Source organism: Streptomyces albireticuli (assembly GCF_002192455.1).
GTDB lineage: Bacteria > Actinomycetota > Actinomycetes > Streptomycetales > Streptomycetaceae > Streptomyces > Streptomyces albireticuli_B.
Genome location: NZ_CP021744.1, coordinates 866,846 through 891,876, shown reverse-complemented (window position 1 = coordinate 891,876; position 25,031 = coordinate 866,846). Strand labels below are relative to the sequence as shown.

21 protein-coding genes and 1 pseudogene are annotated in these 25,031 nt (G+C 75.3%); 9 read left to right on the top strand and 13 right to left on the bottom strand.

The window, feature by feature from the left end; translation table 11 throughout:
* Positions 1–102: 102 nt before the first annotated feature.
* From SMD11_RS03865 to SMD11_RS03845, 5 genes and pseudogenes are all read right to left on the bottom strand, one after another.
* On the bottom strand, positions 103–609 hold the full coding sequence (locus SMD11_RS03865) for a MarR family winged helix-turn-helix transcriptional regulator (RefSeq protein WP_087925080.1): 507 nt from the start codon (positions 607–609) through the stop codon (positions 103–105).
* A 106-nt stretch (positions 610–715) separates the two neighbouring features.
* Positions 716–2,433: pseudogene (locus SMD11_RS37205) on the bottom strand (FUSC family protein).
* A 21-nt stretch (positions 2,434–2,454) separates the two neighbouring features.
* A complete protein-coding gene (locus SMD11_RS03855) occupies positions 2,455–3,579 on the bottom strand; it encodes an acyl-CoA dehydrogenase family protein (protein ID WP_087925079.1) in 1,125 nt (374 codons plus the stop codon).
* Positions 3,576–4,754, bottom strand: a complete 1,179-nt coding sequence (locus tag SMD11_RS03850) for an acyl-CoA dehydrogenase family protein (protein ID WP_087925078.1) — start codon at positions 4,752–4,754, stop codon at positions 3,576–3,578. The genes SMD11_RS03855 and SMD11_RS03850 overlap by 4 nt, the downstream gene beginning before the upstream one ends.
* The gene (locus SMD11_RS03845; protein WP_199843790.1) at positions 4,754–5,608 is read right to left on the bottom strand and encodes an enoyl-CoA hydratase; all 855 of its coding nucleotides are present in this window, start codon (positions 5,606–5,608) and stop codon (positions 4,754–4,756) included. Before SMD11_RS03845 ends, SMD11_RS03850 begins: the two co-directional genes overlap by 1 nt.
* Before the next feature lie 44 nt (positions 5,609–5,652).
* Here SMD11_RS03845 and SMD11_RS03840 point away from each other — a divergent pair, with 44 nt between their 5' ends.
* From SMD11_RS03840 to SMD11_RS03830, 3 genes are read left to right on the top strand one after another with little or no spacing between them, the layout of a single operon-like run.
* Positions 5,653–6,492 carry an SDR family oxidoreductase gene (locus SMD11_RS03840; RefSeq protein WP_087925076.1) on the top strand — a complete coding sequence of 280 codons (840 nt, stop codon included), beginning with the start codon at positions 5,653–5,655 and terminating at the stop codon, positions 6,490–6,492.
* 27 nt (positions 6,493–6,519) lie between these two features.
* A complete protein-coding gene (locus SMD11_RS03835) occupies positions 6,520–7,176 on the top strand; it encodes a TetR/AcrR family transcriptional regulator (RefSeq protein ID WP_087925075.1) in 657 nt (218 codons plus the stop codon).
* A gap of 19 nt (positions 7,177–7,195) precedes the next feature.
* On the top strand, positions 7,196–8,353 hold the full coding sequence (locus tag SMD11_RS03830; protein WP_087925074.1) for an acetyl-CoA C-acetyltransferase: 1,158 nt from the start codon (positions 7,196–7,198) through the stop codon (positions 8,351–8,353).
* A 12-nt stretch (positions 8,354–8,365) separates the two neighbouring features.
* Here SMD11_RS03830 and SMD11_RS03825 read toward each other — a convergent pair whose 3' ends face one another.
* Both SMD11_RS03825 and SMD11_RS03820 read right to left on the bottom strand, forming a co-directional pair.
* Positions 8,366–9,265, bottom strand: a complete 900-nt coding sequence (locus tag SMD11_RS03825; protein WP_087925073.1) for an SDR family NAD(P)-dependent oxidoreductase — start codon at positions 9,263–9,265, stop codon at positions 8,366–8,368.
* Positions 9,266–9,335: 70 nt separating this feature from the next.
* Complete coding sequence (locus SMD11_RS03820) at positions 9,336–10,346, bottom strand: alcohol dehydrogenase catalytic domain-containing protein (RefSeq protein ID WP_087925072.1); 1,011 nt, start codon at positions 10,344–10,346, stop codon at positions 9,336–9,338.
* A gap of 264 nt (positions 10,347–10,610) precedes the next feature.
* Between SMD11_RS03820 and SMD11_RS03815 the strand changes: the two genes are divergently transcribed.
* Positions 10,611–11,255 (top strand): DNA alkylation repair protein, encoded by a 645-nt coding sequence (locus tag SMD11_RS03815; protein WP_199844034.1) that lies wholly within the window; start codon positions 10,611–10,613, stop codon positions 11,253–11,255.
* A 57-nt stretch (positions 11,256–11,312) separates the two neighbouring features.
* On the opposite strand, the gene SMD11_RS03810 is transcribed toward SMD11_RS03815, so the two are convergent.
* Both SMD11_RS03810 and SMD11_RS03805 read right to left on the bottom strand, forming a co-directional pair.
* Positions 11,313–12,218, bottom strand: a complete 906-nt coding sequence (locus SMD11_RS03810; RefSeq protein WP_087925070.1) for an SDR family oxidoreductase — start codon at positions 12,216–12,218, stop codon at positions 11,313–11,315.
* Between the two features lie 4 nt (positions 12,219–12,222).
* The gene (locus SMD11_RS03805; RefSeq protein WP_087925069.1) at positions 12,223–13,014 is read right to left on the bottom strand and encodes an SDR family oxidoreductase; all 792 of its coding nucleotides are present in this window, start codon (positions 13,012–13,014) and stop codon (positions 12,223–12,225) included.
* Between the two features lie 82 nt (positions 13,015–13,096).
* Between SMD11_RS03805 and SMD11_RS03800 the strand changes: the two genes are divergently transcribed.
* Genes SMD11_RS03800 through SMD11_RS03785 form a run of 4 tightly spaced genes read left to right on the top strand, consistent with a single transcriptional unit; the run spans position 13,097 to position 16,528 of the window.
* Positions 13,097–13,870 (top strand): enoyl-CoA hydratase family protein, encoded by a 774-nt coding sequence (locus tag SMD11_RS03800; RefSeq protein WP_087925068.1) that lies wholly within the window; start codon positions 13,097–13,099, stop codon positions 13,868–13,870.
* Positions 13,867–14,733 (top strand): CoA transferase subunit A, encoded by an 867-nt coding sequence (locus SMD11_RS03795; RefSeq protein WP_087925067.1) that lies wholly within the window; start codon positions 13,867–13,869, stop codon positions 14,731–14,733. The genes SMD11_RS03800 and SMD11_RS03795 overlap by 4 nt, the downstream gene beginning before the upstream one ends.
* Positions 14,730–15,482, top strand: a complete 753-nt coding sequence (locus tag SMD11_RS03790; RefSeq protein WP_087925066.1) for a CoA-transferase subunit beta — start codon at positions 14,730–14,732, stop codon at positions 15,480–15,482. Before SMD11_RS03795 ends, SMD11_RS03790 begins: the two co-directional genes overlap by 4 nt.
* Positions 15,479–16,528 carry an NAD(P)H-dependent flavin oxidoreductase gene (locus SMD11_RS03785; protein WP_087925065.1) on the top strand — a complete coding sequence of 350 codons (1,050 nt, stop codon included), beginning with the start codon at positions 15,479–15,481 and terminating at the stop codon, positions 16,526–16,528. The genes SMD11_RS03790 and SMD11_RS03785 overlap by 4 nt, the downstream gene beginning before the upstream one ends.
* Before the next feature lie 58 nt (positions 16,529–16,586).
* Here the strand turns inward: SMD11_RS03785 and SMD11_RS03780 are convergent, their stop codons facing one another.
* Genes SMD11_RS03780 through SMD11_RS03770 form a run of 3 tightly spaced genes read right to left on the bottom strand, consistent with a single transcriptional unit; the run spans position 16,587 to position 20,755 of the window.
* The gene (locus SMD11_RS03780; RefSeq protein WP_087925064.1) at positions 16,587–17,462 is read right to left on the bottom strand and encodes an ABC transporter permease; all 876 of its coding nucleotides are present in this window, start codon (positions 17,460–17,462) and stop codon (positions 16,587–16,589) included.
* A complete protein-coding gene (locus SMD11_RS03775) occupies positions 17,459–20,173 on the bottom strand; it encodes an alpha/beta fold hydrolase (RefSeq protein WP_087925063.1) in 2,715 nt (904 codons plus the stop codon). The genes SMD11_RS03780 and SMD11_RS03775 overlap by 4 nt, the downstream gene beginning before the upstream one ends.
* Positions 20,174–20,215: 42 nt before the next feature.
* Positions 20,216–20,755: a DUF1697 domain-containing protein gene (locus SMD11_RS03770; RefSeq protein ID WP_087925062.1), complete on the bottom strand. Its 540-nt coding sequence runs from the start codon at positions 20,753–20,755 to the stop codon at positions 20,216–20,218.
* Positions 20,756–20,802: 47 nt separating this feature from the next.
* On the opposite strand from SMD11_RS03770, the gene SMD11_RS03765 reads away from it, so the two are divergent.
* Positions 20,803–21,906 carry an alpha/beta hydrolase gene (locus SMD11_RS03765; RefSeq protein WP_159395210.1) on the top strand — a complete coding sequence of 368 codons (1,104 nt, stop codon included), beginning with the start codon at positions 20,803–20,805 and terminating at the stop codon, positions 21,904–21,906.
* An 81-nt stretch (positions 21,907–21,987) separates the two neighbouring features.
* Here SMD11_RS03765 and SMD11_RS03760 read toward each other — a convergent pair whose 3' ends face one another.
* Positions 21,988–25,023: an alpha-mannosidase gene (locus SMD11_RS03760; RefSeq protein ID WP_087925060.1), complete on the bottom strand. Its 3,036-nt coding sequence runs from the start codon at positions 25,021–25,023 to the stop codon at positions 21,988–21,990.
* Positions 25,024–25,031 lie beyond the last annotated feature (8 nt).

The following is a 25,031-nucleotide window of genomic DNA, read 5'->3' as shown; positions in this document are numbered from 1 at the left end:
CCCGTGGCGGTGGTGCCGGGACCCGTGGACGGCCCGGTCCCGCCGCGCGGGTGACCCGGCCTCACCCGTGGCTTCACCCCCACGGGTGAGGGGCGGTGCCCGTCAGGGCTGGAGGCCGCCGAGCCGTCCTTCGAGGAGGACGAGCAGCTCGGCGAGCGTCTCCGCGAGCCGCTCCCGGTGCTCCTCGCCCAGCCCCTCCAGGAGCGTGCTCTCGTAGCCCAGCTGATGGGGGACCAGCCGGTCGATGAGGCCGGTGCCCTCCTCGGTGAGGGAGAGGTGGGCCACGCGCCGGTCGCGCTCGTCGGCGCGCCGGGCGACGAGGCCCCGGTCCTCCAGGACGCGCAGCCGCTTGGTGACGGCCGCCCCGGACGCGAAGGTCTCCCGCGAGATCTGCCCGGGCGTCAGCTCCCGCCCCGTGCGCCGCAGGGTGCCGAGGATGTCGAACTCTGCCCGCGTCAGGCCCTCCCGCACCAGCGGGGCGTCCGTCGCCTGCTGGAGCAGCGCCGCGCAGCGGTTGAGCCGGCCGATCACGGCCATCGGCGCGGTGTCGAGTCCCGGGTGGACCTGCTGCCACTGGCGCAGCACGCGCGCGACGACGTCCTCGGTCACGGTCTCTGGTCCTTTCCCTGGGTGCTCCGGTGAAGATTCTGCCGTCCCGCCGGTGACCATCCGTAAGGAGGTCCGTCCACCGCGCGTCCGGGCCGGTCCCGGCGGGTCAGGCGGCGGCCGGCGCGAGCCTGCGGACGAGCGCGGCCAGCGCCCGGTGCCCGTCGTGCTCGGCGAGCCGTACGCGCTCCGCGGGCAGGGCGCGCTGCCACCACTCGCCGGCCGCGACGTCCGCCGCCTCCCGCAGCTCGACGAGCGCGGTCGCGAGCCGGTCGCGGGCCCGGCCCGCCTCGTGAGCGGAGTGCGGGGCGTCCAGCAGGGCGAGGGCCGCCGCCCGCGCCTCGGACAGCCGGCCCAGCGCGGCGTCGGTACGGTCCGCCGCGCGCCGGTTGGTGACCAGCACGCAGACGAGCAGTCCCACCGCCGCGCCGATGAGCGTATCGGTCCAGCGGTCGCCGATGAGCTCCCGGGCCGGGTGACCGCCACCGAATTCGGTCAGCAGCAGGGCCATGGGGGTGACGCACACGCTCGCGAGCCAGTAGTTGCGGGCGATGAGGGCCTCCGCGCCGATCAGCAGGACCACGGTGAGCAGCGCCGTCGCCGCGTGCCCGGTCCGGACGGCCGGCGGCAGCAGGGCGAAGAGGAGCAGCCCGAGGAGGTTGCCGAGGACCCGCTGGAGCGCGCGCTGCCAGGACAGCGCGGTGTTCGCCTGGAAGACGGAGGCGGCGGTGACCACGGCCCAGTACGGATGGCCGACGCCCAGGGCGAGCGAGGCCCAGCCGGCCGCCGCGGCCCCGGCCGCGACCCGGACGGCGACGGGCACGAGCGGCGAGCGGAGGCGGCGGCGCCGGGAACGGGCGGGGGAGGGGCCGGCCGCTCCCACCGGCGCTCCGGCCCCGGTGGCCGTCGGCGCGTCCTGGGGCCCGGCGGACCGGACCGGCTCAGGCCCGGCGGCCGTAGCGGCGCCGGTTCCGCCGGTGGCGGGAGCCGGCCACGGGCCGTCCGGCAGCGGACGGCCCGCGCGGAGGTCGCGTGCCCAGGACTCGTGGAGCCGTGCGGCGGCGCCGTCCGCCCCCTCCGTGATCGTGGCCGATTCCGCGCGCAGGAGCAGTCCCTCCAGCCCCGCGAGCGGATGACCGTCCGCCCGTGTGTGCGCGAGCCCCCGCCGGGCCGTGTGCAGCGCGGCCGTCGCCGCGTGCCGGGCCCCCGGCACCTCGTCCCCCGCGCGCGGAGCAGCCGGGCCGTGGCCTCCAGCGCGCGGGCCGCGACGACGCGCTCGGGCCCGTGCGGCCGTACGAGCGCGGGGGCCATGCACACCAGCCAGGCGAACGCGCCGCACGCGAGGACCAGCCCGAGGTGGAGCGGCACCTGCCCGAGCCGCTGCGGCGCGAAGCACGCGCCCGCCGTGACGAAGGTGAGGACGATGTTTCCGGGCGGCCCGATCCGCGACGCGTCGCACAGCACCTTCTGGGCGGCCGCCAGCAGTGCCGCGACCAGCACCAGCAGCGCGGCGGAGCCGGTCAGGGAGGCGGCCGTCAGCGCCACGCCGACGCCGGCCGTCATGCCCAGGACCAGGACGGCGAGCGCCCCGGCCCGCGCGGCGTACGGCAGGGCGTGGCCGTAGAGCGCGCACAGGGCCCCGGCGGAGGTGTAGAGGACGAGGTCGGGGCGGCCGGCGGCGAGCAGCGCGCCGTCCGCCACGGCCGTCGCCGTGGCGGCGCTGAACGCGGGTTTGTACCAGATGTCACTGGGTCGGTTCAGCCGCCACGTGCCGCGCAGGGGCAGTGGACGGGCGCGCGTTCCGAGGGGTGTGAGCTGTGTGGACACCCCAATAGATTAACAAGTGTTTTACTCACGAAATAAATCCAGGGCGAGAGCCCGGAAGTCCGCCGGGGAGCCCCACGCGGACCGCAGGGCCCGCGCCTTCCCGATCCACAGCGACAGGTCGTACTCCGCGGTGTACCCGATCGCGCCGTGCAGCTGGAGCGCGGTGCGGGCCGCCGCGTACGCCACGTCGCAGGCCGTGGCCTTCGCCGCGGCGACCTCCGCCGCCGCGCCCGGCGCGCCCGCCGCGAGGGCGACGGCCGCGCCGTGCACCAGCGGCCGGGCGAACTCCAGCCCGGTCCGGGTGTCCGCGAGCCGGTGCTTGACCGCCTGGAACGCGCCCACGGGCGAACCGAACTGCGTCCGCGCCCCCACGTACGCCACGGTCCGCTCCAGCAGCGCCCGTCCGACCCCGAGCGCCTGGGCGGCGCAGGCGAACGCGGCGAGGTCGGCGGCGTGCGCGGCGGCGGCCCGCACGGCGGCCCCCGGCAGGGGAAGCTCCCGGCCGGGGACGGGCCGGGCGAGCCGCCGCGCGGGATCGACGGAGCCCTGCACCGGGCCGTGCCCGCCGGCGAGGAACAGCCGGGGCGGCCGTGGCGGGGGAGCGGGGAGGAGACGCCCGCGCCGGAGCGGGCGGCTCGCCGGCGTACGGCCGGTGCCCCCGCTGTCCGCTCCCGCGCCTTCCGCTGCCTCGTCCGCCGCCCCCTCCCGCACCACGAACACCCCGTCGCACACGTCCGCGTCCAGCGCGTACGGCCCGCCGCCCGGCAGTGTGAGCGTCAGCCGGGCCTCGCCCGCGCACACCCGGGGCAGCCACTCGGCGGCCGGGCCCGGCTCACCGGCGTCGGCCAGGCGTGACAGCAGCGCCGCCACCGCCGCCGTCTCGACCACCGGGCCCGGCACCGCGTGCCGCCCCAGCCGCTCGTAGGCCACGGCCAGTTCCACCGGCAGCGGCCCCACCCCGCCGTAGGCCTCCGGCACGGCCAGGCCGAAGACGCCGGCCTCCGCGAGCCGCCGCCACAGCGTGAGACCCGGCCCGTGCTCGCCCCGCGCCCAGGCCCGTACGGCCCCCGGCGTGCCGGCCGCCGTGAGCATCCGGTCGAGGGCGCGCCCGAACGCGACCTGCTCGTCGTCCAGCAGGAACCTCATCCGCCGCCCCTCCCCTTCGGCAGCCCCAGCACCCGCTCGGCCACGATGTCCCGCTGGATCTCGTTCGTCCCCGCGTACAGCGGCCCGGCCAGCGCGAACGTGTACCCGTCCGCCCAGCGGCCGCCCTCCGGCGCGTCGCCCGCCGTGTCGGCGAGCTCGCCGTACGGGCCGAGGAGGTCCAGGGCCGTCTCGTGCAGGGCGAGGTCCAGCTCGGACCAGAAGAGCTTGTTCATGCTGGGCTCCGCGCCGAGCGCGCCCCCGGCCGCGAGCCGCGCCGCGACGCCGTACCCGTACAGCTGGTACGCCCGGGCCCGGACCGCGACGTCGGCGACCCGGTCGCGCAGCGCCGTGTCGGCCGGGTCCGCCGTCTCCCGCCACAGCGCGACGAGCCGCCGGGCGGCGGCCAGGAACCGGCCGGGGCTGCGCAGGGTCAGCCCGCGCTCGTCGCCCGCCGTGCTCATGGCCACCCGCCAGCCCCGGCCCGGCTCGCCGAGCACATCGGCGTCCGGCACGAAGACGTCGTCGAGGAAGAGCTCCGCGAAGGCCGGCTTGCCGTCGAGACGGCCGAGGGGCCGCACGGTCACGCCGGGCGCGTCGAGCGGGAACATCGCGTACGTCAGCCCGTGGTGCGGCGGCCTGCCGGGGTCCGCGTGGCTGCGGAAGAGGCCGAACGCCCGGTCCGCGAACGCGGCCCGCGACGACCACGTCTTCTGGCCGCGCAGCAGCCACCCGCCCCGCTCGCGCACGGCCACCGACCGCAAGGAGGCGAGGTCGGACCCGGCCTCCGGCTCCGACCAGGCCTGCGCCCAGACCGTCGCGCCGCTCGCCATCGGCGGCAGCAGCCGGGCCCGCTGCTCCTCGGTGCCGTGGGCGAACAGGGCGGGCGCGAGCAGGCAGACGCCGTTCTGCGAGACGCGGGCGGGCGCGCCGGCGGCGTGGTACTCCTCCTCGAAGACCAGCCACTCCAGCAGCGAGCGCCCCCGGCCGCCGTACTCCTCGGGCCAGGTCACCGCCGACCAGCGGCCCGCGGCCAGCGTCCGCTCCCAGGCCCGGTGTTCGGCGAAGCCCTCCCGGGTCTCCAGCGAGCGCGGCGGTACCGGCGGCACGTGCGCGGCGAGCCAGGCGCGGGCCTCCGCGCGGAACGCCTCCTGCCCGGGGGTGAGGTCCAGGTCCATCAGCCGCCGCGCTCCTTCATCGCCCGTACGTCCATGCCGCCGAGCGGGTCCGCGGCGGTCTCCGCGTTGTGCGCGTGCGCGAGGTGGTGCAGGCCGAAGGCGGAGTCGAGGCCGCTGTGCAGCCCCTGGAGGTCCTCGGCCTGGTTGACGGCCCGCTTCGCCAGGGCCAGCCCCATCCGGGGCATCTCCGCGACCCGGGCGGCCAGTTCGGCCGTGCCGGCCGCGAGCCGGTCGCGCGGCACCACGCGGTTGACCATCCCGAGCTCGTGGGCGCGCCACGCCGTCATGCGGTCCCCGGTGAAGAGCAGCTCCTTGGCGACGCGCGGCGGCAGCACCCACGGATGGGCGAAGTACTCGACGCCGGGGATCCCCATCCGGACGACCGGGTCGGCGAAGAACGCGTCCTCGCTCGCCACGATCAGATCGCACACCCAGGCCAGCATCAACCCGCCCGCCACACAGGCGCCCTGCACGGAGGCGATCATCGGCTTGGGCAGCTCGCGCCAGCGCCGGCACATGCCCAGATAGACCTCGGACTCGCGCGCGAAGCGGCTCTCCGCGCCCGCCTTGCCGCAGTGGTCCCACCACAGGCCCGCGCGGCGCGGGAACGGCAGGTGGGCGTCGCGCCGCGGCGTGCCGATGTCGTGGCCCGCCGAGAAGTGGTCGCCCGCCCCGGCGAGGACGACGACCTTGACGCGGTCGTCGGCGGCCGCCTCGCCGAAGGCGTCGTCCAGGGCGTAAGTCATCGCGGAGTTCTGCGCGTTGCGGTACTCGGGCCGGTCCATGACGACGGTCGCGACCGGGCCGCTGCGCTCGTAGCGCACTGTCGGGGCGTCTGGTGCGGACGGGGGCATGGCCATCCTTCCCTAACAAGTGTTTGGTAGGTTAACGTACGGCCATGAGCAGCGTCGAGGCGTCCGACGACCACCCAACGACCGCTCGTCCAGGGGTCCGTGGCGGGCCGCCGGCCTGCCCCGCCGGGCATGAGCTCCTGGCCGGCCGCACGGCCGTCATCACCGCCGCGGCCGGCACCGGCATCGGCGGCGCCACCGCCCGGCGCTTCCTCGAAGAGGGCGCCCGGGTCGTCCTCGGCGACTCCCACGCGCGCCGCCTCCGGGTCTGCGTCGCCACGCTCAGCGACGAGTTCGGCGGCCGCCAGGTCACCGGACTGCCCTGCGACGTCACCGACGAGGCGCAGGTCGGAGCCCTCTTCGACCTCGCCGAGGAGCGGCACGGCCGCCTCGACGTCGTCGTCAACAACGCCGGGCTCGGCGGCACCGCCGAGCTCGTCGAGATGACCGACGAGCAGTGGGACAAGGTCCTCGACACCACCCTCACGGGCACGTTCCGCTGCACCCGCGCCGCCCTGCGCAGGCTGCGGGCGAGCGGCACCGGAGGCGTCGTCGTCAACAACGCCTCCGTCCTGGGCTGGCGCGCCCAGCGCGGCCAGGCCCACTACGCCGCCGCCAAGGCGGGCGTCATGGCGCTCACCCGGTGCGCGGCCGTGGAGGCGGCGGAGCACGGCGTACGCGTCAACGCCGTCGCGCCCAGCCTCGCCCTGCACCCGCATCTGGCCAAGGTCACCACGCCCGGACTCCTCGCCGGACTCACCGCGCTGGAGGTCTCCGGACGGCACGCCGAACCCTGGGAGATCGCCAACGTCATCGTCTTCCTGGCCAGCGGCTACTCCTCCTACATGACCGGCGAGACGGTCTCCGTCAGCAGCCAGCGCGCGTGACCGCGGATGCCTCCCACCGGCCCGCGCATGGCCGACAATGACCGGGTGCCGACGAACAGCAAGACCGACGACAGCAAGGCCGCGCACAGCAAGGCCGCCGGCCCCGCTCCCGCCCGACGCCGTGAACTCCTCGCCACCGCCGCCGAGGTGTTCGCCGCACAGGGCTACAACGCCACCACCGTCCGCAGGATCGCCGACGAGGCCGGACTCCTCGCCGGAAGCCTCTACTACCACTTCGACTCCAAGGAGTCGATGCTCGACGAGATCCTCGCCACCTTCCTCGACGAGCTGTGGGCCGGCTACGACGCCGTGCTGGCCGCCGGCCACGGCCCCCGCGAGACCCTCGAAGCGCTCGTCACCGAGTCCTTCCGGGAGATCGACCGGCACCGGCCCGCCGTCGCCATCTACCAGAAGGAGTCCCGGCACCTCGCCGCGCAGCCCCGCTTCGCCTATCTCGCCGCGTCCCAGCGCAGGTTCGAGAAGCTGTGGCTCGGCACGCTGGAGCGCGGCGTGGCCGACGGCGCCTTCCGCGCCGACCTCGACGCCCGGCTCACCTACCGCTTCGTCCGCGACACCGTCTGGGTCGCCGCGTCCTGGTACCGGCCGGGAGGCCGGCACCGCCCCGAGGAGATCGCCCGCCAGTACCTGTCCATGGTCCTGGACGGCATCGCCGTCCGGACCTGACCCCGGAGGAGCCGCAGCCATGCCCGAGGCCTACATCGTCGGAGCCGTCCGCACCCCCGTCGGCCGGCGCGGCGGCGGACTCGCCGCCGCCCACCCCGCCGACCTCGGCGCCCATGTGCTGCGCGCCCTGATGGAACGCACGGGCGTGGACCCGGCCGCCGTCGAGGACGTCGTGTTCGGCTGCCTCGACACGGTCGGCCCCCAGGCCGGCGACATCGCCCGGACGAGCTGGCTGGCCGCGGGCCTCCCCGAGGAGGTGCCCGGCGTCACCGTCGACCGGCAGTGCGGCTCGGGCCAGCAGGCCGTCCACTTCGCCGCCCAGGGCGTCCTGTCCGGCACCCAGGACCTCGTCGTCGCGGGCGGCACCCAGAACATGTCGCAGATCCCCCTCGCCTACGCCACCCGCCGGGCCACCGAGCCGCTCGGGCTCACCGACGGCCCGTTCGCCGGCTCGGCGGGCTGGCGGGCACGCTACGGGGACCGGCCCGTCAGCCAGTTCGCCGGCGCCGAGCTGATCGCCGCGCAGTGGGGGATCCCGCGCGCCGCCATGGAGGAGTTCGCGCTCCGCTCCCACCGGCGTGCCGTCCGCGCCGCCGACGAGAGCCGCTTCGACCGCGAACTCGCCCCCTACGGGCGGGTCACGGCCGACGAAGGACCCCGCCGGGACACCTCCCTGGAGAAGATGGCCGCCCTGCCGCCGCTCGCCGGGGGCGGCCGGCTCACCGCGGCCCTCTCCTCCCAGATATCCGACGGCGCAGCCGCCCTGCTCCTCGCGAGCGACCGCGCCCTCCGCGACCACGGCCTGACCCCGCGCGCCCGCGTCCACCACCTCTCCGTCCGCGGCGACGACCCCCTCCGGATGCTCACGGCGCCCATCCCCGCCACGGTCCTCGCCCTCAAGAAGACGGGCCTGACCATGGACGACATCGACCTCGTCGAGATCAACGAGGCCTTCGCCCCGGTCGTCCTCGCCTGGCTGAAGGACACCGGCGCCGACCCGGACAGGACCAACGTCAACGGTGGCGCGCTCGCCCTGGGCCACCCCCTGGGGGCGACGGGGGCGCGGCTGATGACGACGCTGCTGCACGAACTGGAGCGGACCGGCGGCCGGTACGGACTCCAGACGATGTGCGAGGGCGGCGGCCAGGCGAACGTCACGATCATCGAACGGCTGTAGCCCCGCGGTCCGCTACGCCCGGCCGGGGTCCCGCACGGAGGTGACGTCCTCCATGCCCATCCGGCGCAGCATCGTCCGCTGCCGTTCGGCGCGCACGGCGTTGACCTCCTGCGCGCCGTGGTGCTGCGGGTCCACGACGACGCGCGCCGGACGCGTCCCCGGCTCCATGGCGATCACGTCGCGGATCCTCTCCGCCACCTCCTCGACATCCGTGCGCGCCCCCGGCAGCGCCAGCGAGTCCAGGCTGGAGGCGAGCGCCTCGACCCGCTCCCGGAGGCCCGAGTAGACCGCGGCCCGCTCGGTGTCCTCCGGGTGCCGCGCCCCGGCGAAGTGGTCGGTGCCGCTGGTGTAGGCGCCCGGCTGGACGATGACGCAGTCGATGCCGAACGCGGAGTTCTCGTAGAACGTGGTCTCCGCCAGCCGGTCCTCGGCCGCCTTGGCCGCGACGTACGGGCCCTGGAAGGGGCTGGTGATCTCGGACGTCACCGAGCCGACGTAGACGACGAGACCGCCGCCCTGTTCCCGCATCCGCGGCAGCACCGCCCGGTTGACCCGCAGATGGCCGATCACGTTGACGTCGAAGCAGTGCGCGACCTGCTCCGGGGTGAAGGCCTCGGTGGGGCCGATGACCAGCATGCCCGCGTTGTTGACGAGCACGTCGAGCCGGCCCTGTTCGGCGACGACGGTCTTGACCGCCGCCGCGGCGGAGGCCTCGTCGCCCGTGTCGAGCTCCACGACACGCAGATCGGCGGAGTTCTCCCGGGCCCAGTCGAGCAGGCTCCTCGCGCGGTCCGCGTTGCGGGCGGCGACATCGCGCATGCTGGCGTAGACGGTGTGCCCGGCCGCGGCGAGCGTACGGGCGGTGAGGGCGCCGAATCCGCTGCCGGCGCCGGTGATGAGGACGACGGACATCTGCTGCCTTCCCTTCTTCCGGCGACGGCGGTAAGGCCCGCGGGCGCCGGACGTACGGGGTCCGCGGGCCTCACCCGTACACGATCACGGAGCGGCCGCGGCTGGTGCCGTCGGCCATGGCGGTCAGCACACCGGGCGCGTCGTCGAGGGCGATCGGCGTGACCGTGGGCAGGATGCCGTGCGCGGCCGCGAAGTCGAGCGCGTCCCGCAGGTCGTGCGGCGAGCCGGAGGGCGAGCCCATCACCCGCAGCCGGTTCATGATCAGCGGCTGGGTGGGCACGGCCAGCGGCTCGGGGCCGTAGCCGAGGAGCAGCAGGGTGCCGTCCGGCGCCAGCCCGCCGAAGGCGGCCAGGGCGGCGTCGGTGCTCGGCGCGGCGTTGACGACCAGGTCCGCGCCGCCGCCCCACGCCTTCAGCGCCTCGGCCGGGTCCTGCTCCTCGGTGGCGACGAACAACTCGGCGCCCATCCCGCGCGCCTGCCCCTCGCTGTCGCGCGACCGCGCGAGCGCGGCGACCCGCGCCCCCATGGCGACCGCGAGCCGTACGACCATGCCGCCCACCCCGCCGATGCCGACCACCGCCACGCGCTGCCCGGGCCGCGCCCCGGCCCGCCGCAGCCCGTTGAACGCGGTGACCCCGGCACACATCAGGGGGGCCGCCGCCACCGGGTCCAGACCGTCCGGCAGCGGGGAGACGAACCCCTCCCTGGCCAGGAAGTACTCGGCGTAGCCGCCGTCGGTGGCGATGCCGGTGACCTTCTTCCCCGGGCACAGGATCGGCTCACCCCGCGCGCAGGCGGAGCAGTGCCCGCACGAGGAGTGCAGGAACTGCGCGCCGACGGGCGTACCCGGCTCGGGCCAGGTCACTCCCGGGCCGAGCCGCTCCACGACTCCGGTGATCTCATGGCCGGGCACCGTCGGGTACCGGGCGAACGGATAGTGCCCGTGCACCAGATTGACCTCGGAGAAGCACATGCCGCACGCGGTGACCCGGACCAGGACCTCACCCGCTCCGGGCTCCGGTGTCTCGCGTTCCTCAAGGCTGAGTGTCGTTTCGGGGGCCTTCAATACGGCAGCGCGCATGGTCCGCTCCGAGAGCTCGGTCGGGACTGTCGGCACAGGTGAGGCGGGGCGGGGCGTACGGGGACGGGAGACCGCGCGTCACCCCTTCGAGGGCATGCCCTTCCATCCTGCGACACGTCCGGGAGGACCGCATGTCCGGGATTCCGTACCGGTGGGCGCGGCCGGTACGGGCGTCCACGGCGGGAGGCCGGCGTCCGGCATAGGCTGGATCCCCTACGTGAGCGACAGGAGGCCGAGGTGGCCGGGACGGCGCTGACCGAGGTGATGGCCGAACTGGCGGGGCTCGACGACCCGAAGGCCCGCTCGGTGAACGAGAAGCACGGTGACGATCACGGCGTGAACCTCACCGCGCTGCGCGCGCTCGCGAAGCGGCTGAAGACGCAGCAGGAGCTCGCGGGCCGGCTGTGGGAGACGGGCGACAGCGCGGCGAGACTGCTGGGGATCCTGATCTGCCGTCCGAAGGCGTTCGGGCGGGACGAGCTGGACGCCATGCTGCGCGAGGCGCGCACCCCCAAGGTGCACGACTGGCTCGTGAATTACGTGGTGAAGAAGAACCCGCACGCGGAAGAGCTGCGTCTGGCCTGGTCCGCCGATCCGGATCCGGTGGTCGCGAGCGCCGGCTGGGCGCTGACCACCGAACGCGTGGCGAAGAAGCCCGAGGGCCTCGACCTCGCGGGACTGCTCGATGTCATCGAGGCGGAGATGAAGGACGCTCCGGACCGTCTCCAGTGGGCGATGAACCACTGCCTGGCCGTGATCGGCATCGAGCACGCCGGGTACCGGGACCGTGCGCTCGCCATCGGCGAGCGCCTGGAGGTGCTCAAGGACTACCCGGCCTCCCCGGGCTGCACGTCCCCGTTCGCGCCCGTCTGGATCACCGAGATGGTGCGCCGGCGGCAAGGCTCGTAGAACCCGTAGAAGGGGGAGGGGGCGGGTTCCCGCGCGTGCTCGCACGCTCCGGGGGAGTCATTGCGCCCCGTACACCGCACCCGGTGGACGCGCCGCCTTCAGCAACCCCCGCACCTCCTCGCCCAGTTCACCCGCCTCCCATCGTCCCGCCCGCTCCACCGCGGGGCCCGGGCTCCAGCCCTCCATGACCGTGACGCGTCCCCCCTCGGCCTCGAACACCCGGCCGTTCACCCCGGCCGACGCCGCCGAGGCGAGCCACACCACCAGGGGGGACACGTTCTCCGGGGCCATGGCGTCGAAGCCCCGCTCCGGCGCCGCCATCCCGGGGAAGGCCCGTTCCGTCATCCGGGTGCGGGCGGCCGGGGCGACGGCGTTGGTCTGGACGCCGTAGCGGGCGAGTTCGGCGGCGGCGACGAGGGTGAGGCCGACGACGCCGGCCTTGGCGGCGGCGTACCCGGCCTGTCCGACGCTGCCCAGCAGGCCCGCGCCCGACGTGGTGTTGACGATCCGCGCGACGGGCGTACGGCCTGCCTTCGCCTCGGCGCGCCAGTGGGCGGCGGCGTGCCGCAGGGGAAGGAAGTGGCCCTTGAGGTGGACGCGGACGACCGCGTCCCAGTCGTCCTCGCCGAGGTTGACGAGCATCCGGTCCCGCAGGAAGCCGGCGTTGTTGACGAGCGCGTCGAGCCGCCCGAAGGCGTCCAGGGCGGTGGCGACGAGCGAGGCCGCGCCCTCGGTGGTGGCGATGTCGCCGGCGTGCGCGACGGCCCGCCCGCCGCGTGCGGTGATCTCGTCGGCGACGTGGCGCGCGGGGCCCGCCCCGCCGCCTTCGCCCCCGGGGTCCACGCCGAGGTCGTTGACGACGACCGCCGCCCCCGCCGCGGCGAGCCCGAGGGCGTGGGCCCGGCCCAGGCCGCGGCCGGCGCCGGTGACGGCGGCGACGCGTCCGGCGCAGATTCCGGTCATCTCTTCACTCCTCGTGGTGGGTTCGGGCGGCGGCCAGGAACGCGGGGCGCTCCCCGCCGCCGTGGACGAGCAGAGCGGCGCCCGTGATGTAGGCGGCCCGGCCGGAGGCGAGGAAGACGGCCGCGTCGCCGATCTCGTCGGGCTCGGCCAGACGGCCCGCCGGTACGGTGCGGGCGACGGCGGCGACCCCGTCCGCGTCCCCGTAGTGGAGGTGGGCGGACTCGGTGCGCACCATGCCGAGCACGAGGGTGTTCACCCGCACCTCCGGGGCCCATTCGACGGCCATGGTGCGGGCGAGGTGCTCCAGCCCGGCCTTGGCGGCGCCGTAGGCGGCGGTGCCCGGGGAGGGCCGGGCCCCGCTCACGCTGCCGGTCATCAGGACGCAGCCGCCGTCCGGTGCCGCGCGCAGGAGCCCGTACGCGGCGAGGGAGACGGTCAGCGGGGCGGTGAGGTTGAGGGCGAGGACCTTCGCGTGGCCCGCCGCGTCCGCCGCGCCCAGGGGCCGGTACGGTGTCCCGCCCGCGTTGTTGACCAGGACGTCCAGGCGCCCGTACCCCTCCGCGACGGTGGCGAGCAGGCCCTCCACGGCGGCCTGCTCCCGCAGGTCGGCGGGGAGGAAGCGGGCGGTGCGCCCGTCCGCCGCGACCGGCCGCCCGGGCGGTCTGCGGGCGCAGACGACGACGCGCGCGCCGGTGCGCAGGAAGGCCCGGGCGATGCCCGCGCCGACACCGCGCGTCCCGCCGGTGACGAGCACGACCCGGTCGTCCGGGCCGTGGGGGCGGTGAGCTGTGGCCATACGGGCACCTCCCGTGGGGACCGGTCCGCTGCTACCGTCGAACACCTAACAAACGTTTGGTGGAAAGGTAGCTGATCCCCTGATGGGTGTCTCCACCTCCCGGCCCGAACCGGGCGTCGCCGTCGTCACCGTGGACTTCCCGCCCGTCAACGCCCTTCCCGTGCACGGCTGGTACGAACTGGCCGACGCCTTCCGCGCCACGGGCGCCGACCCCGGCGTCCGCTGCGTCGTCCTGGCCGCCGCCGGGCGCGGCTTCAACGCCGGCGTCGACATCAAGGAGCTGCGGAGCACCCCCGGCCACACGGCCCTGCTCGGCGCCAACCACGGCTGCGCCGCCGCCTTCTCGGCCGTCTACGACTGCCCGGTGCCGGTCGTCGCCGCCGTGCACGGCTTCTGCCTGGGCGGCGGCGTGGGCCTCGCCGGCAACGCCGACGCCGTCATCGCCTCCGACGACGCCGTGTTCGGCCTGCCCGAGCTGGACCGGGGCGCCCTCGGCGCCGCCACCCACCTGTCCCGGCTCGTCCCGCAGCACCTGATGCGCACCCTGTACTACACCTCCCGCACGGTCACCGCGCGGGAGCTGCACGGCCACGGCTCCGTGTGGCGGGTGGTGCCGCGCGGCGAACTGCCCGCGGCCGCCCTGGCGCTGGCGCGGGAGATCGCGGCCAAGGACGGCTCGCTGCTGCGGCTGGCCAAGGCCGCCCTCAACGGCATCGACCCCGTCGACGTGCACCGCTCCTACCGCTACGAGCAGGGCTTCACCTTCGAGGCGAACCTCAGCGGCGTCGCCGACCGCCTCCGCGAGACCTTCGCGCCCGGCTCCGCCGAACGGCCCACCGAGGAGGACCGCGCATGACCGCCGACAAACGGATGACCGCCGACGAGGCCGTGTCCCGCCTGGAGAGCGGCATGACGATCGGCATCGGCGGCTGGGGCTCCCGGCGCAAACCCATGGCCCTGGTACGGGCCCTGCTGCGCTCGGACGTCACCGATCTCACCGTGGTCTCCTACGGCGGCCCGGACGTCGGCCTGCTGGCCGCGGCCGGCCGCGTACGCAGGCTCGTCGCGGCCTTCACCACCTTGGACTCCATCCCCCTGGAGCCGCACTTCCGGGCCGCCCGCCAGCGCGGCGAGCTCGAACTCACCGAGCTGGACGAGGCGATGTTCATGTGGGGGCTGACGGCCGCCGCCCACCGGCTGCCGTTCCTGCCCGTCCGGGCCGGGCTCGGCTCGGACGTGATGACGGCCTGGCCCGAGCTGCGGACGGTCGTCTCGCCCTACGAGGACGGCGAGGAGCTCGTCGCCGTGCCCGCGCTGACACTGGACGCCGCGCTGGTCCACCTCAACCGGGCGGACGCCCGGGGCAACGCCCAGTACCTGGGCCCGGACCCGTACTTCGACGACCTCTTCTGCGAGGCCGCGCGGGAGGCGTACGTCTCGTGCGAACGCGTCGTCGACAGCGCCGCCTTCGCGGAGCTGGGCGGCCCGCAGACGCTGCTGGTGCGGCGCGCGTGCGTCAACGGCGTCATCGAGGCCCCGGGCGGCGCGCACTTCACCTCCTGCGCCCCCGACTACGAGCGCGACGAGGCGTTCCAGGCCGCCTATGCCCGGGCCGCCGCGGACCCGGCGGCCTGGCGGGAGTTCACCGGCCGCTTCCTCTCCGGCGACGAGGCCGACTACCGCGCGGCCGTCGCCGACTTCACCCGGGAGGCGGCGTGAGCGCGACCCGGGCCGAGGTGTGCGCGGTGGCCTGCGCGGAGGCGTGGCGCGGCGACGGGGAGATCCTGGCGAGCCCGATCGGCGTCCTGCCGACGATCGGCGCGCGGCTGGCCCGGCTGACGTTCTCGCCGGACCTGCTGCTGACGGACGGCGAGGCGCTGCTGATCGCCGACACCCCCGCACTGGGCGCGAAGGCGGCCGTCGTCGAGGGGTGGCTGCCCTTCCGCCGCCACCTCGCGATGGTCAGCGGCGGCCGGCGGCACGTGATGATGGGCGCGAGCCAGCTCGACCGGCACGGCAACCAGAACATCTCCCGCATCGGCGCCGCGGCACGGCCGGCGCGGCAGCTCCTCGGCGTGCGAGGGGCGCCCGGCAACACCGTCAACCACCCCACGAGCTACTGGATCCCCCGCCACTCGCCCCGGGTGCTGGTCGAGCGGGTCGACATGGTGTGCGGCGTCGGCCACGACCGCGCGGCGGCCGCCGGACCGCCCGCCACCCGCTTCCACCGCATCCCGCGCGTCGTCACCGACCTGGCCGTCCTCGACTTCGCGACGCCGGACCGCACGATGCGGGTCCGGTCCCTGCACCCGGGCGTGACCGCCGAGGAATTGTGCGCGGCGACGGGCTTCCCGCTCGACGTCCCCGCCGGTGTGCCGCGCACCCGCGCCCCGAACGCCGAGGAGCTGCGGCTGATCCGGGACGTCCTCGACCCGGACGCCCTGCGCGAGCGGGAGGTACGGGCGTGAGGACGGCCCTCACCGACCTCGTCGGCGTCCGGTACCCGATCGTGCAGACCGGCATGGGCTGGGTGGCCGGGCCCCGCCTGGTCTCGGCGGTGGCGAACGCGGGCGCGCTCGGCATCCTGGGCTCCGCCACCATGACGCCCGGACGGCTGCGGTCGGCGGTCCGGGAGGTGCGGTCGCGCACGGACCGGCCGTTCGGGGTGAACCTGCGCGCGGACGCGGGGGACGCGGCCGAGCGGGTGGCCGTCCTGGTGGAGGAGCGGGTCGCGGTCGCCTCGTTCGCCCTCGCGCCCTCCCGCGACCTGATCTCCCGGCTGAAGGACGCCGGGATCGTCGTCGTCCCGTCCGTGGGCGCCCGGCGGCACGCCGAGAAGGTCGTGGCGTGGGGCGCGGACGCGGTGCTGGTCCAGGGCGCCGAGGGCGGTGGCCACACGGGCCGGGTGGCCACGTCGGTGCTGCTGCCGCAGGTGGTGGACGCGGTCGGCGTCCCGGTCGTCGCCGCGGGCGGCTTCCACGACGGGCGCGGACTGGTCGCGGCGCTCGCGTACGGCGCCGCCGGGGTGGCGATGGGCACCCGCTTCCTGCTGACGGCCGAGAGCACGGTCCCGGCGGCCGTGAAGGCCGCCTACCTCGCGGCGGCGGTCGAGGACGTCACCGTGACGACGAAAGTCGACGGCCTCCCGCACCGCGTGCTGCGGACCCCGTTCGTCACCGCGCTCGAACGCTCGGGCCGCGCCGCCACGCTCGTACGGGCGCTGCGGCACGCGGCGGCGTTCGGCCGGCTGGCCGGCCTGGGCCCGGGCCGCCTGGTGCGGGACGGGCTGGCGCTCCGCCGGGGCAAGGGCCTCACCTGGAGCCAGGTCCTCCTGGCCGCGAACACGCCGATGCTCCTGAAGGCGGCCATGGTGGACGGCCGTACGGACGCCGGGGTGATGGCCTCGGGGCAGGTCGTCGGCCTCATCGACGACCTGCCGTCGTGCGCCGAGCTGGTCGGGCGCGTCATGGCCGAGGCACGCGCGGCGCTGGCGGGCCTGCCGGAACCGTCCTGAGACGCGGACGGGCCCCTCCGGCGGTGGCCGGAGGGGCCCGTGCGGCGGAGAGCGCCGGTCAGGACACGATGTCCTTGTTCCGGAAGTGCCGGAACGCCAGCGCGAACAGCACCAGCGCGTAACCCGCCGACACCGCCACGCCCTTGATCATCCCGCCCCATTCCAGATGCGGCTGGAGCGCGTCCGCCCACGCGTACTGCCAGTGCGCGGGCAGCAGGTCGCGCCAGTCGCCGAGGGCCGTGACCGCGTCCAGGACGTTGCCCACGATGGTCAGGCCCACCGCGCCGCCGACCGCGCCCAGCGGGGCGTCCGTGACCGTCGAGAGCCAGAACGCCAGACCGGCCGTCACCAGCTGGCCGACGAAGACGTACCCGACGACGATCGCGAGCCGCGCGGTGGCCGTGCCGGCCGGCAGCGCCCCGCCGGTGGGGATCTGGAGCGGCCCCCACCCGTACGCGGCCGTGCCCGCCGCCAGGGCGACCACGGGCAGCAGCACCATCGCGGCGGCGCTGAACGCCAGCGCCACGGTCAGCTTGCTCGCCAGCAGGCGGGCGCGCGGCACGGGCGCCGCCAGCAGGTAGCGCAGCGACGACCAGCCCGCCTCCGACGCCACCGTGTCACCGCAGAACAGCGCCACCGGCACCACCAGCAGGAAGCCCGCCGAGACGAACAGGCACGTGGCCGCGAAGTTCGCGCCCGAGGCCGTCGCCGTGTCGATCAGGGTGACCCTGTTGTCCCGGCCACCGCGCTCCCCGCCGATCGCGAAGGCCGCGATCAGCACGAACGGCAGCACCGCGAGCACCGCTCCGACCACGAGGGTGCGGCGGCGCCGCAGCTGCCGCATCGCCTCCACACGCAGCGGCAGCGTGTGCCGGGCGCGGTAGCCGGGGGCGGACTCCGGCGCGGCCTGTCCCGCCTGCGTCACCGAGCTCATGACGGGCCTCCGATCAGGGTCAGGAACGCGTCCTCGAGACGGCGGTGCGGACCCACGCGCGCCACCGGGACCTCCAGCCGGACCAGCTCCACCAGCAGCGTGGCGGCGCTCATGCCGTCGAGCCGCACCAGCAGCCCGTCCTCGCCGCGGACGGCGGAGGCGACACCGGGCAGCGCCGCCACCTTCTCCACCACCGGCTCCGGCAGCTCGCCCTCCACGCCGACCAGCAGGGTGTCGCCGGAGCCGACGATGTCCGCGACGGGCCCGGCCGTCACCAGCCGGCCGCGGTCCATCACCACCAGGTGCGTGCAGGACTGCTCGACCTCGGAGAGGAGATGGCTGGAGACGATGACGGTGCGGCCGGCCGCCGCGTAACGGATCATCACCTCGCGCATCTCGCGGATCTGCGGCGGGTCGAGCCCGTTGGTCGGCTCGTCGAGGATCAGCAGGTCCGGCAGGCCCAGCATCGCCTGCGCGATCGCCAGCCGCTGCCGCATGCCCTGGGAGTACGTCCGTACGGCCCGCTCCAGGGCGGAGCCGAGCCCCGCGATCTCCAGGGCCTCCTCGATGTGCGCGTCCTCGGCCGGGCGGCCGGTCGCCTGCCAGTACAGGTCGAGGTTGGCCCGCCCGGACAGGTGCGGCAGGAAGCCCGCGCCCTCCACGAACGCCCCGACCCGCGACAGCACCGGGGCGCCGGGCCGGATCGCGTGCCCGAAGACCCGCACCTCACCACCGTCGGGGCGGATGAGGCCCATGAGCATGCGCAGAGTGGTCGTCTTGCCCGCGCCGTTCGGGCCGAGCAGGCCCAGCACCTGGCCGCGCTCCACCCGGAACGACAGCTCCCGCACCGCGTACCGGTCGGCGGACCTGGCATACCGCTTGCTCAGGCCGGTGATCTGCAACGGCACCTCGGCGAGCGCCGGATCGGGCGCGGCGGCGGTGGTGCGCCGGCGGCCGGTCAGCAGCACGGCCGCCGCGACGGCCGCGCCGCCGAGCGGCAGCCCCCACGTCCACCAGGGCAGCGCGGCCGAGGCGGTGCGCACGCCGGGCGCGGTCGGCACGCTCAGGCCGTCACCGGCGAGCGCGACGGTGTACGTGGCCGGCCTGACCGGTGAGGCGTAGCCGAGGTCGGTGGCGGAGAGCACGAGCCGCATCCGGTGCCCGGACTCGAAGACGTGGTCGACGGCGGGGAGCCGCAGCTCGACCGTCCTGCCGTCGCGGGCGCCCTCGACGCGGACCGGGGCGACCAGCTGTCCGGGCAGCACCTGCTGACCGTTCGGGCCGACGTCGTAGACCTTGGCGAAGAGGACGGCGTCCCCGCTGCCGGAGGCGACCTTGACCTTCACGGTCGGGGATCCGGTCACCCGGACGCCCTCGGTGAGCCGGGCGGAGTCGAAGCGGGCGTGCTGACCGGGGAAGTCCAGCGAGACGCCGACCCCCAGCCCCGACAGCTGGGCGACCCCGCCCAGGCCGGGCACCGCCGAGATCGCGGGCGGTGTGGCGCCCGCCGGGTTGCCGAACGTCTGCGGGCGGCCGGTCAGACCGACCGTCCGGGTGTCGCCGCGCAGCCCCGGGTAGGTGTCCCCGCTCGCGCCGCGCAGCCGGGCCTTGCCGTCAGTGGTGTCGATGCCGCCGGTCCGGCTGACGCGGAAGGCGGGGCCCGTGTCCACGCCCTCGTCGTCCTTCAGATAGCGGTCGAACCACGCCTTCACGCGGCCCTCGACGCGGCCGGCCTCGGTGTCGGTGCCGCCGTCGTGGCCGCCCGCGATCCAGTCGACGGAGACGGGCGCGCCGTTCCGGCCGATCGCGCGGGCGGCGGCGTCGGACTGGTCGAGCGGGAAGAGCGAGTCGGCCTGCCCCTGGACCAGGAGCGTGGGCACCTTGATGCCGGCGGCGACGGCCGAGGGGCTGCGCCGCTCCAGCAGCTCGCGCGCCGCGGCGTCCGGGGCCCCGGCGACGGCCACCCGCTCGTACATCGCGCACAGCGTCGTCTCGAACCGGCCGCAGCCCGGCTTCCCGGGCGGGGGCGGGGCCGCGGCCTTGCCCCCGCCGAGGGGTCCGGCCGGGACGCCGCCCGACCCGGTGGTGAAGAAGACGCCCGACCACAGGCTCTTGAAGACGCCGGACGGGAAGAGGGAGTCGGCGAGGTTCCAGTAGGTGATCTGCGGGGCTATGGCGTCCACGCGCTTGTCGTGTCCCGCGGCCAGCAGGGCGACCGCGCCGCCGTACGAGCCGCCCGCGATGCCCACCCTGGGGTCGCCGGCCTTGTCGAGGCGGACCTCGGGGCGGGCGGCCAGCCAGTCGATCAGCCGGCGGGCGTCGGCGACCTCGCGGTCGGGGTCGTTGAGCCCGATCCGGCCGGTGGAGCGCCCGAAGCCGCGCGCGGACCAGGTCAGCACGGCGTAGCCGTCGCGCGCCAGGTCCTCGGCCTGCTGACGCAGGTCGTCCTTGCTGCCGCCGAAGCCGTGCGCCAGCAGGACGGCGGGCCTGCGGTCCGGGCCGCCGGCGGTGTAGAAGGACGTGTCGATCCGCACCGTGCCCTTGCCGCCCGGTTCCTCGGGCATCGTCAGGAACCGGTCCTCGCGGTGCACGGGCGCACCACCGCCGGAGGCCGATGCCGCGGTCCAGGTGCCGGCCCCGGCGAGGACGGCGCCGGCGGCCAGGGCGGCGACCAGCCGCCCGCGGCGCCGGCGGGGGAGACGGAGTTTCATGTCCGCATGCTAAGCGGAGGTCCCGCACGGCTGGCCGGGCGGTCAGTCCCGGGCCATCGCGGCCAGCTTGGTGACGGTGTTCCAGTTGCGCGCGGTGCCCACGACCCCCAGGCGCCGCTCCGTCAGCTTCTTCGCCAGCCGGGAGTCCCGGATGCCCAGGGCGCAGTGCAGATAGAGGACGCGCTCCCCCAGGGCGAACTCCTCGGGCGCGAACTCCGCCGGGTCGAGGTCCGCGACGGCGGCCGGGTCGACCGGGCCGGAGAGGAACGTCACCAGGAAGCGCGACGGGTCGACCTCCTGTCCGGCGAACGGATTACCGTCAACCACCCGGCGCAGTTCACCCTCGGTGCGGACCAGACAGCTCACGGTCAGCCCGAGCTCCTGGGAGATCGCCCGCTCCAGACCGGCGGCCAGGCCCTCCTCGTCGGCGTCCGGGTGGGTGAACACGGCGTTGCCGCTGTTGAGGTGCGTCCGCACGGATCCGCAGCCCAGCCCGGTCAGCAGCGCGCGCAGGGTCTGCATGGGCACGCGCTGCTTGCCGCCGACGTTGATACCGCGCAACAGCGCCACATAGGTCGTCACTCCGTCACCGTAATATGCCCGCCATCACCGATGTGAAGGGCGATCGCATGGTGCACGAGGCTTCGCGAAGAAGGAACGGGGGCAGGGCGCGGGCCGGCTGGGCCCTCGCCGTGCTCGCACTGCTGCTGACGGCGGCCGGCGCACCGCCCGCGGGGGCCGAGGCCCCGGTGGAGAACCCCGCCCGGGTGGTGCGGGAGGTGCGGATCGACGACCGCACGCGCGACGTGGAGGTCCGGTCCCCCGAGATCGACGGACTGACCCACACCAAGTGGGTGCGGCTGCTGCTGCCCAAGACCTGGAGACCGGGCGCCAAGCGCACGTGGCCCACGCTGTGGCTGCTGCACGGCGGCGGTGGTGACCACAAGGACTGGACGGCCAACACCCATGTCGAGGAGCTCGTCGCCGGCCGGGACGCGATCGTCGTCATGCCGGAGACCAGCGGGTGCAGCGCCTACAGCGACTGGTGGAACCACGGCCGCGGCGGCGCCCCCAAGTGGGAGACCTACCTCCTGGACGAGCTGCGGCCGCTGCTGGAGCGGACGTACGGGGCGGACGCCCGGCGGGCCGCCGTCGCGGGCCTGTCCATGGGCGGCCTGGGCGCCCTGAAGTTCGCCGCCGCCCGCCCGGGCGAGTTCCGCGCGGCCGCGTCCTACAGCGGCGCCGTCAACCTCCTCCACAAGTCGCCCGACGGCGGCTTCGACGGCCCCGACGCGGTCAAGGCCGGAGGGCTCGTGTGCCTCACGGACTGGCAGCGGGTGTGGGGCGAGCCCGGATACCCCTTCGACACCACCGACCCCGGCGATGTGCGCCAGCGGGCCCTCTGGGAGCGCAACAGCCCCTTGTACCAGGCCGCGAAGCTCGCCGGCACGCCGCTGTACCTCTCCTACGGCGACGGCACGAAGAAGGGCCCGGACTGGAAATGGGGCGACCCGGCGCCGCCCGCGTCGCGCTGCACGGACCCGGCGACGCACGGCACGGACGACGGGATCGAGCGCGCGATCCACGGCATGAACCAGGAGCTGCGGCAACGGCTCGCGGAGCTGCGGATCCCGGCGACGGTGTGCGCGTCGGCGGGGGTGCACACGTGGCCGTACTGGGAGCGGGAGTTGGTGGCGTCGTTCCCGATGCTGATGGGGGCGCTGGGGGCGTAGCCCCGGTCCGCCCGGCTCGGGTGTGCCTGCCGGGCCGCCTCGTCGAGCGGGGCGGCCCGGCAGCCGTGCGGGGCGGCTCGCTCAGGCGCGGGCCAGCCGCAGCGTGACGATCTCGAACGGCCGCAGCGACAGGGGCACCCGCCTCTCCTCGGCCGTGACCGTCTCCGACGGCCGTTCCAGCAGGTCGCACACCGATACCGTCCCCGGTGCGAACCCCGCGCTCAGCGTTCCCCGGGCCCGGCCGCCCAGCGACTCGTACAGCCGCACCACCACGTCCCCGCTGCCGTCGTCGGCCAGCTTGACCGCCGAGATCACGATCGCCTCGTTGTCGACGCGGACCAGCGGCGCCACGGCGGCGCCGCCCGGCACCCGCCGCTCCGGAAGGTTGATCCGGTACCCCTCGCGCACCGCGTCCCCCACGGACGCGTGCGGCACCAGCGCGTAGCGGAAGCGGTGCACGCCCTGATCGGTGCGTGGGTCGGGGAAGCGCGGCGCGCGCAGGAGGGAGAGGCGGACCGTCGTCGTGGTGCCGGGGGCGCCCGAGGAGGCGTCCCGCACCGTGCGCGTCACGTCGTAGCCGTACGTGGAGTCGTTCACGACCGCCACGCCCCAGCCGGGCTCCTCCAGGTGCACGAACCGGTGCGCGCACGCCTCGAACTTCGCCGCCTCCCAGCTGGTGTTGGTGTGCGTGGGGCGGTAGAGGTGGCCGAACTGGGTCTCGGCCGCCGTACGGTCGGCGTGCAGGTCGAGCGGGAAGGTCGCCTTGAGGAACTTCTCCGTCTCGTGCCAGTCGACCACCGTCTCGATGTCCAGCCGCCGCGCGCCGCCGGGGAGCGAGAGCACCTGCTCGACGCGTGAGGACCCGAAGGCCCGGACCACGCGCACGGTGCCCTCGTCCGTGAGCTCCATCGTCTCCACGTCCGTCAGGTCCGTCACCGTGTTCCGGTAGAACAGGTCGACGTCCCACGCGTCCCACATGTTCGGGAAGTCCTGGTGCAGCTGGAGGAGGTTGGCCGCCGCCCCGGGCGCGATCGTCTCCCGCCCCGCCTCGTGGTCGAGCACGGAGACCACCAGCCCCCGCCCGTCGACCTCCGCCCGCAGCAGCCCGTTGTCGAGGACGAAACCGCCGCCCTCGCGCGGCCGGGCCGTGGCCGGGGGCGCGGCCTCGTCCGGCACGAGGCACGCGGCGTGGGCCGGGGCCCCGCCCCGCCCGTGCGGCGCCGCGTTGAAGACCACCGTCCCGCCGCCCGTGCCGTCGCCCGCCAGCGCCGCCAGCGCGTCGCCGACGATCTCCTCCAGCTCCGCCGCCACCCGCGCGTACGTCGCCGCCGCCTCGCGGTGCACCCACGCGATGGACGTGCCCGGCAGGATGTCGTGGAACTGGTGCAGCAGCACCGTCTTCCAGATCCGGTCCAGCCGTTCGTACGGATACGCGAACCCGGTCCGCACCGCCGCCGTGGCCGCCCACAGCTCCGCCTCGTACAGCAGGTGCTCCGCCCGCCGGTTGCCCTGCTTGGTGCGGGCCTGGCTGGTCAGCGTCGCCCGGTGCAGCTCCAGATACAGCTCGCCCACCCACACCGGCGCGTGCGCGTACTCCGCGTGCGCCTTCTCGAAGAACGCCGACGGCTTCTCGAAGACGACCGTCGCCGAACCCTCCAGATCCGCCAGCCGCTTCGCCCGCGCCAGCATCTCGCGCGTCGTCCCGCCCCCGCCGTCACCCCATCCGGTGGGGGCGAGCGACCGGGTGGCGCCGCCCTTCTCCTGGAAGTTGCGGACCGCGTGCGCGAGCTCCTGGCCCGAAAGCTGGGAGTTGTAGGTGTCGATCGGCGGGAAGTGCGTGAACACCCGGGTGCCGTCCAGGCCCTCCCACCAGAAGGTGTGGTGCGGGAACTTGTTCGTCCGGCTCCAGGAGATCTTCTGCGTCAGGAACCACTTCGCCCCCGCCAGCCGCACCAGCTGCGGCAGCGCGGCCGAATAGCCGAAGCTGTCCGGCAGCCAGACCTCCTCCGTCTCGATGCCGAACTCCTCCAGGAAGAACCGCTTCCCGTGGACGAACTGTCGCGCCAGCGCCTCCGACCCGGGCATGTTCGTGTCGGACTCCACCCACATGCCGCCCACGGGCACGAACCGGCCCTCCGCGACGGCCTTCTTCACCCGCGCGTAGACCTCCGGCCGGTGCTCCTTGACCCACGCGAACTGCTGCGCCTGGGACATGGCGTAGACGAACTCCGGCTCGTCCTCCAGCAGCGCCGTCATGTTCGCGGTCGTACGGGCCACCTTGCGCACCGTCTCCCGCAGCGGCCACAGCCACGCCGAGTCGATGTGCGCGTGCCCCACGGCGCTGATCCGGTGGGCGGAGGCGTGCGCGGGCGCGGCGAGGGCGGGCGCGAGCTCCACGCGCGCCCGGGCCGCCGTGCCCCCGACGTCCTGGAGGTCGACCGCGTCGAGCGCCCGCTCCACCGCCCGCAGGATCTCCCAGCGGCGCGGCGAGTCCGGCGACAGCTCGGCCATCAGCTCGCCCAGCACCTCCAGGTCCTGCACCAGCTCCCAGACCGTCCGGTCCAGGACGGCCAGGTCCATCCGGGCCAGCCGGTAGCGCGGCGCCGGGTCCGCCGTCTCCCGGTCGCCCAGCTCCGTCGGCCGGAACGGCCGGTAGTCCAGGATCACCGGGTTCGCCGCCGCCTCGATGTGCAGCAGCACCTCCTCGCCGCCCGCGACCGTGCCACCGTGGTCCCCGATCCGCACCCACTGGTTACGGGGGTTGAGGCCCTTCACGGGCGAGCCGTCCGGACGGTAGACGAGCCCCTCGCACTGGAAACCGGGCATGTTCTCGTCGAAGCCCAGGTCGAGCAGCGCCTCGACCGTCCGGCCTGCCCACTCCCGCGGCACCCGCCCGGTCACGGTGAACCAGCTCGTGGCCCACGGCGGCCCCCACTCGGCACCCACCTCGATGGGCGTCCGGGCGGCGGCCAGGCCCTCCGCCACGGGCACGGGCTCACCCGGCGCGTGCCACACGGAGACGGCCAGCGGCACCGACTCCGGATACACGGCGGGCCGGATGCGCTCCTCCAGCACACGCTTCAGACGGGCTTCGGTGAGGGTGCGGTCGTTGTGCATGAGGTCGG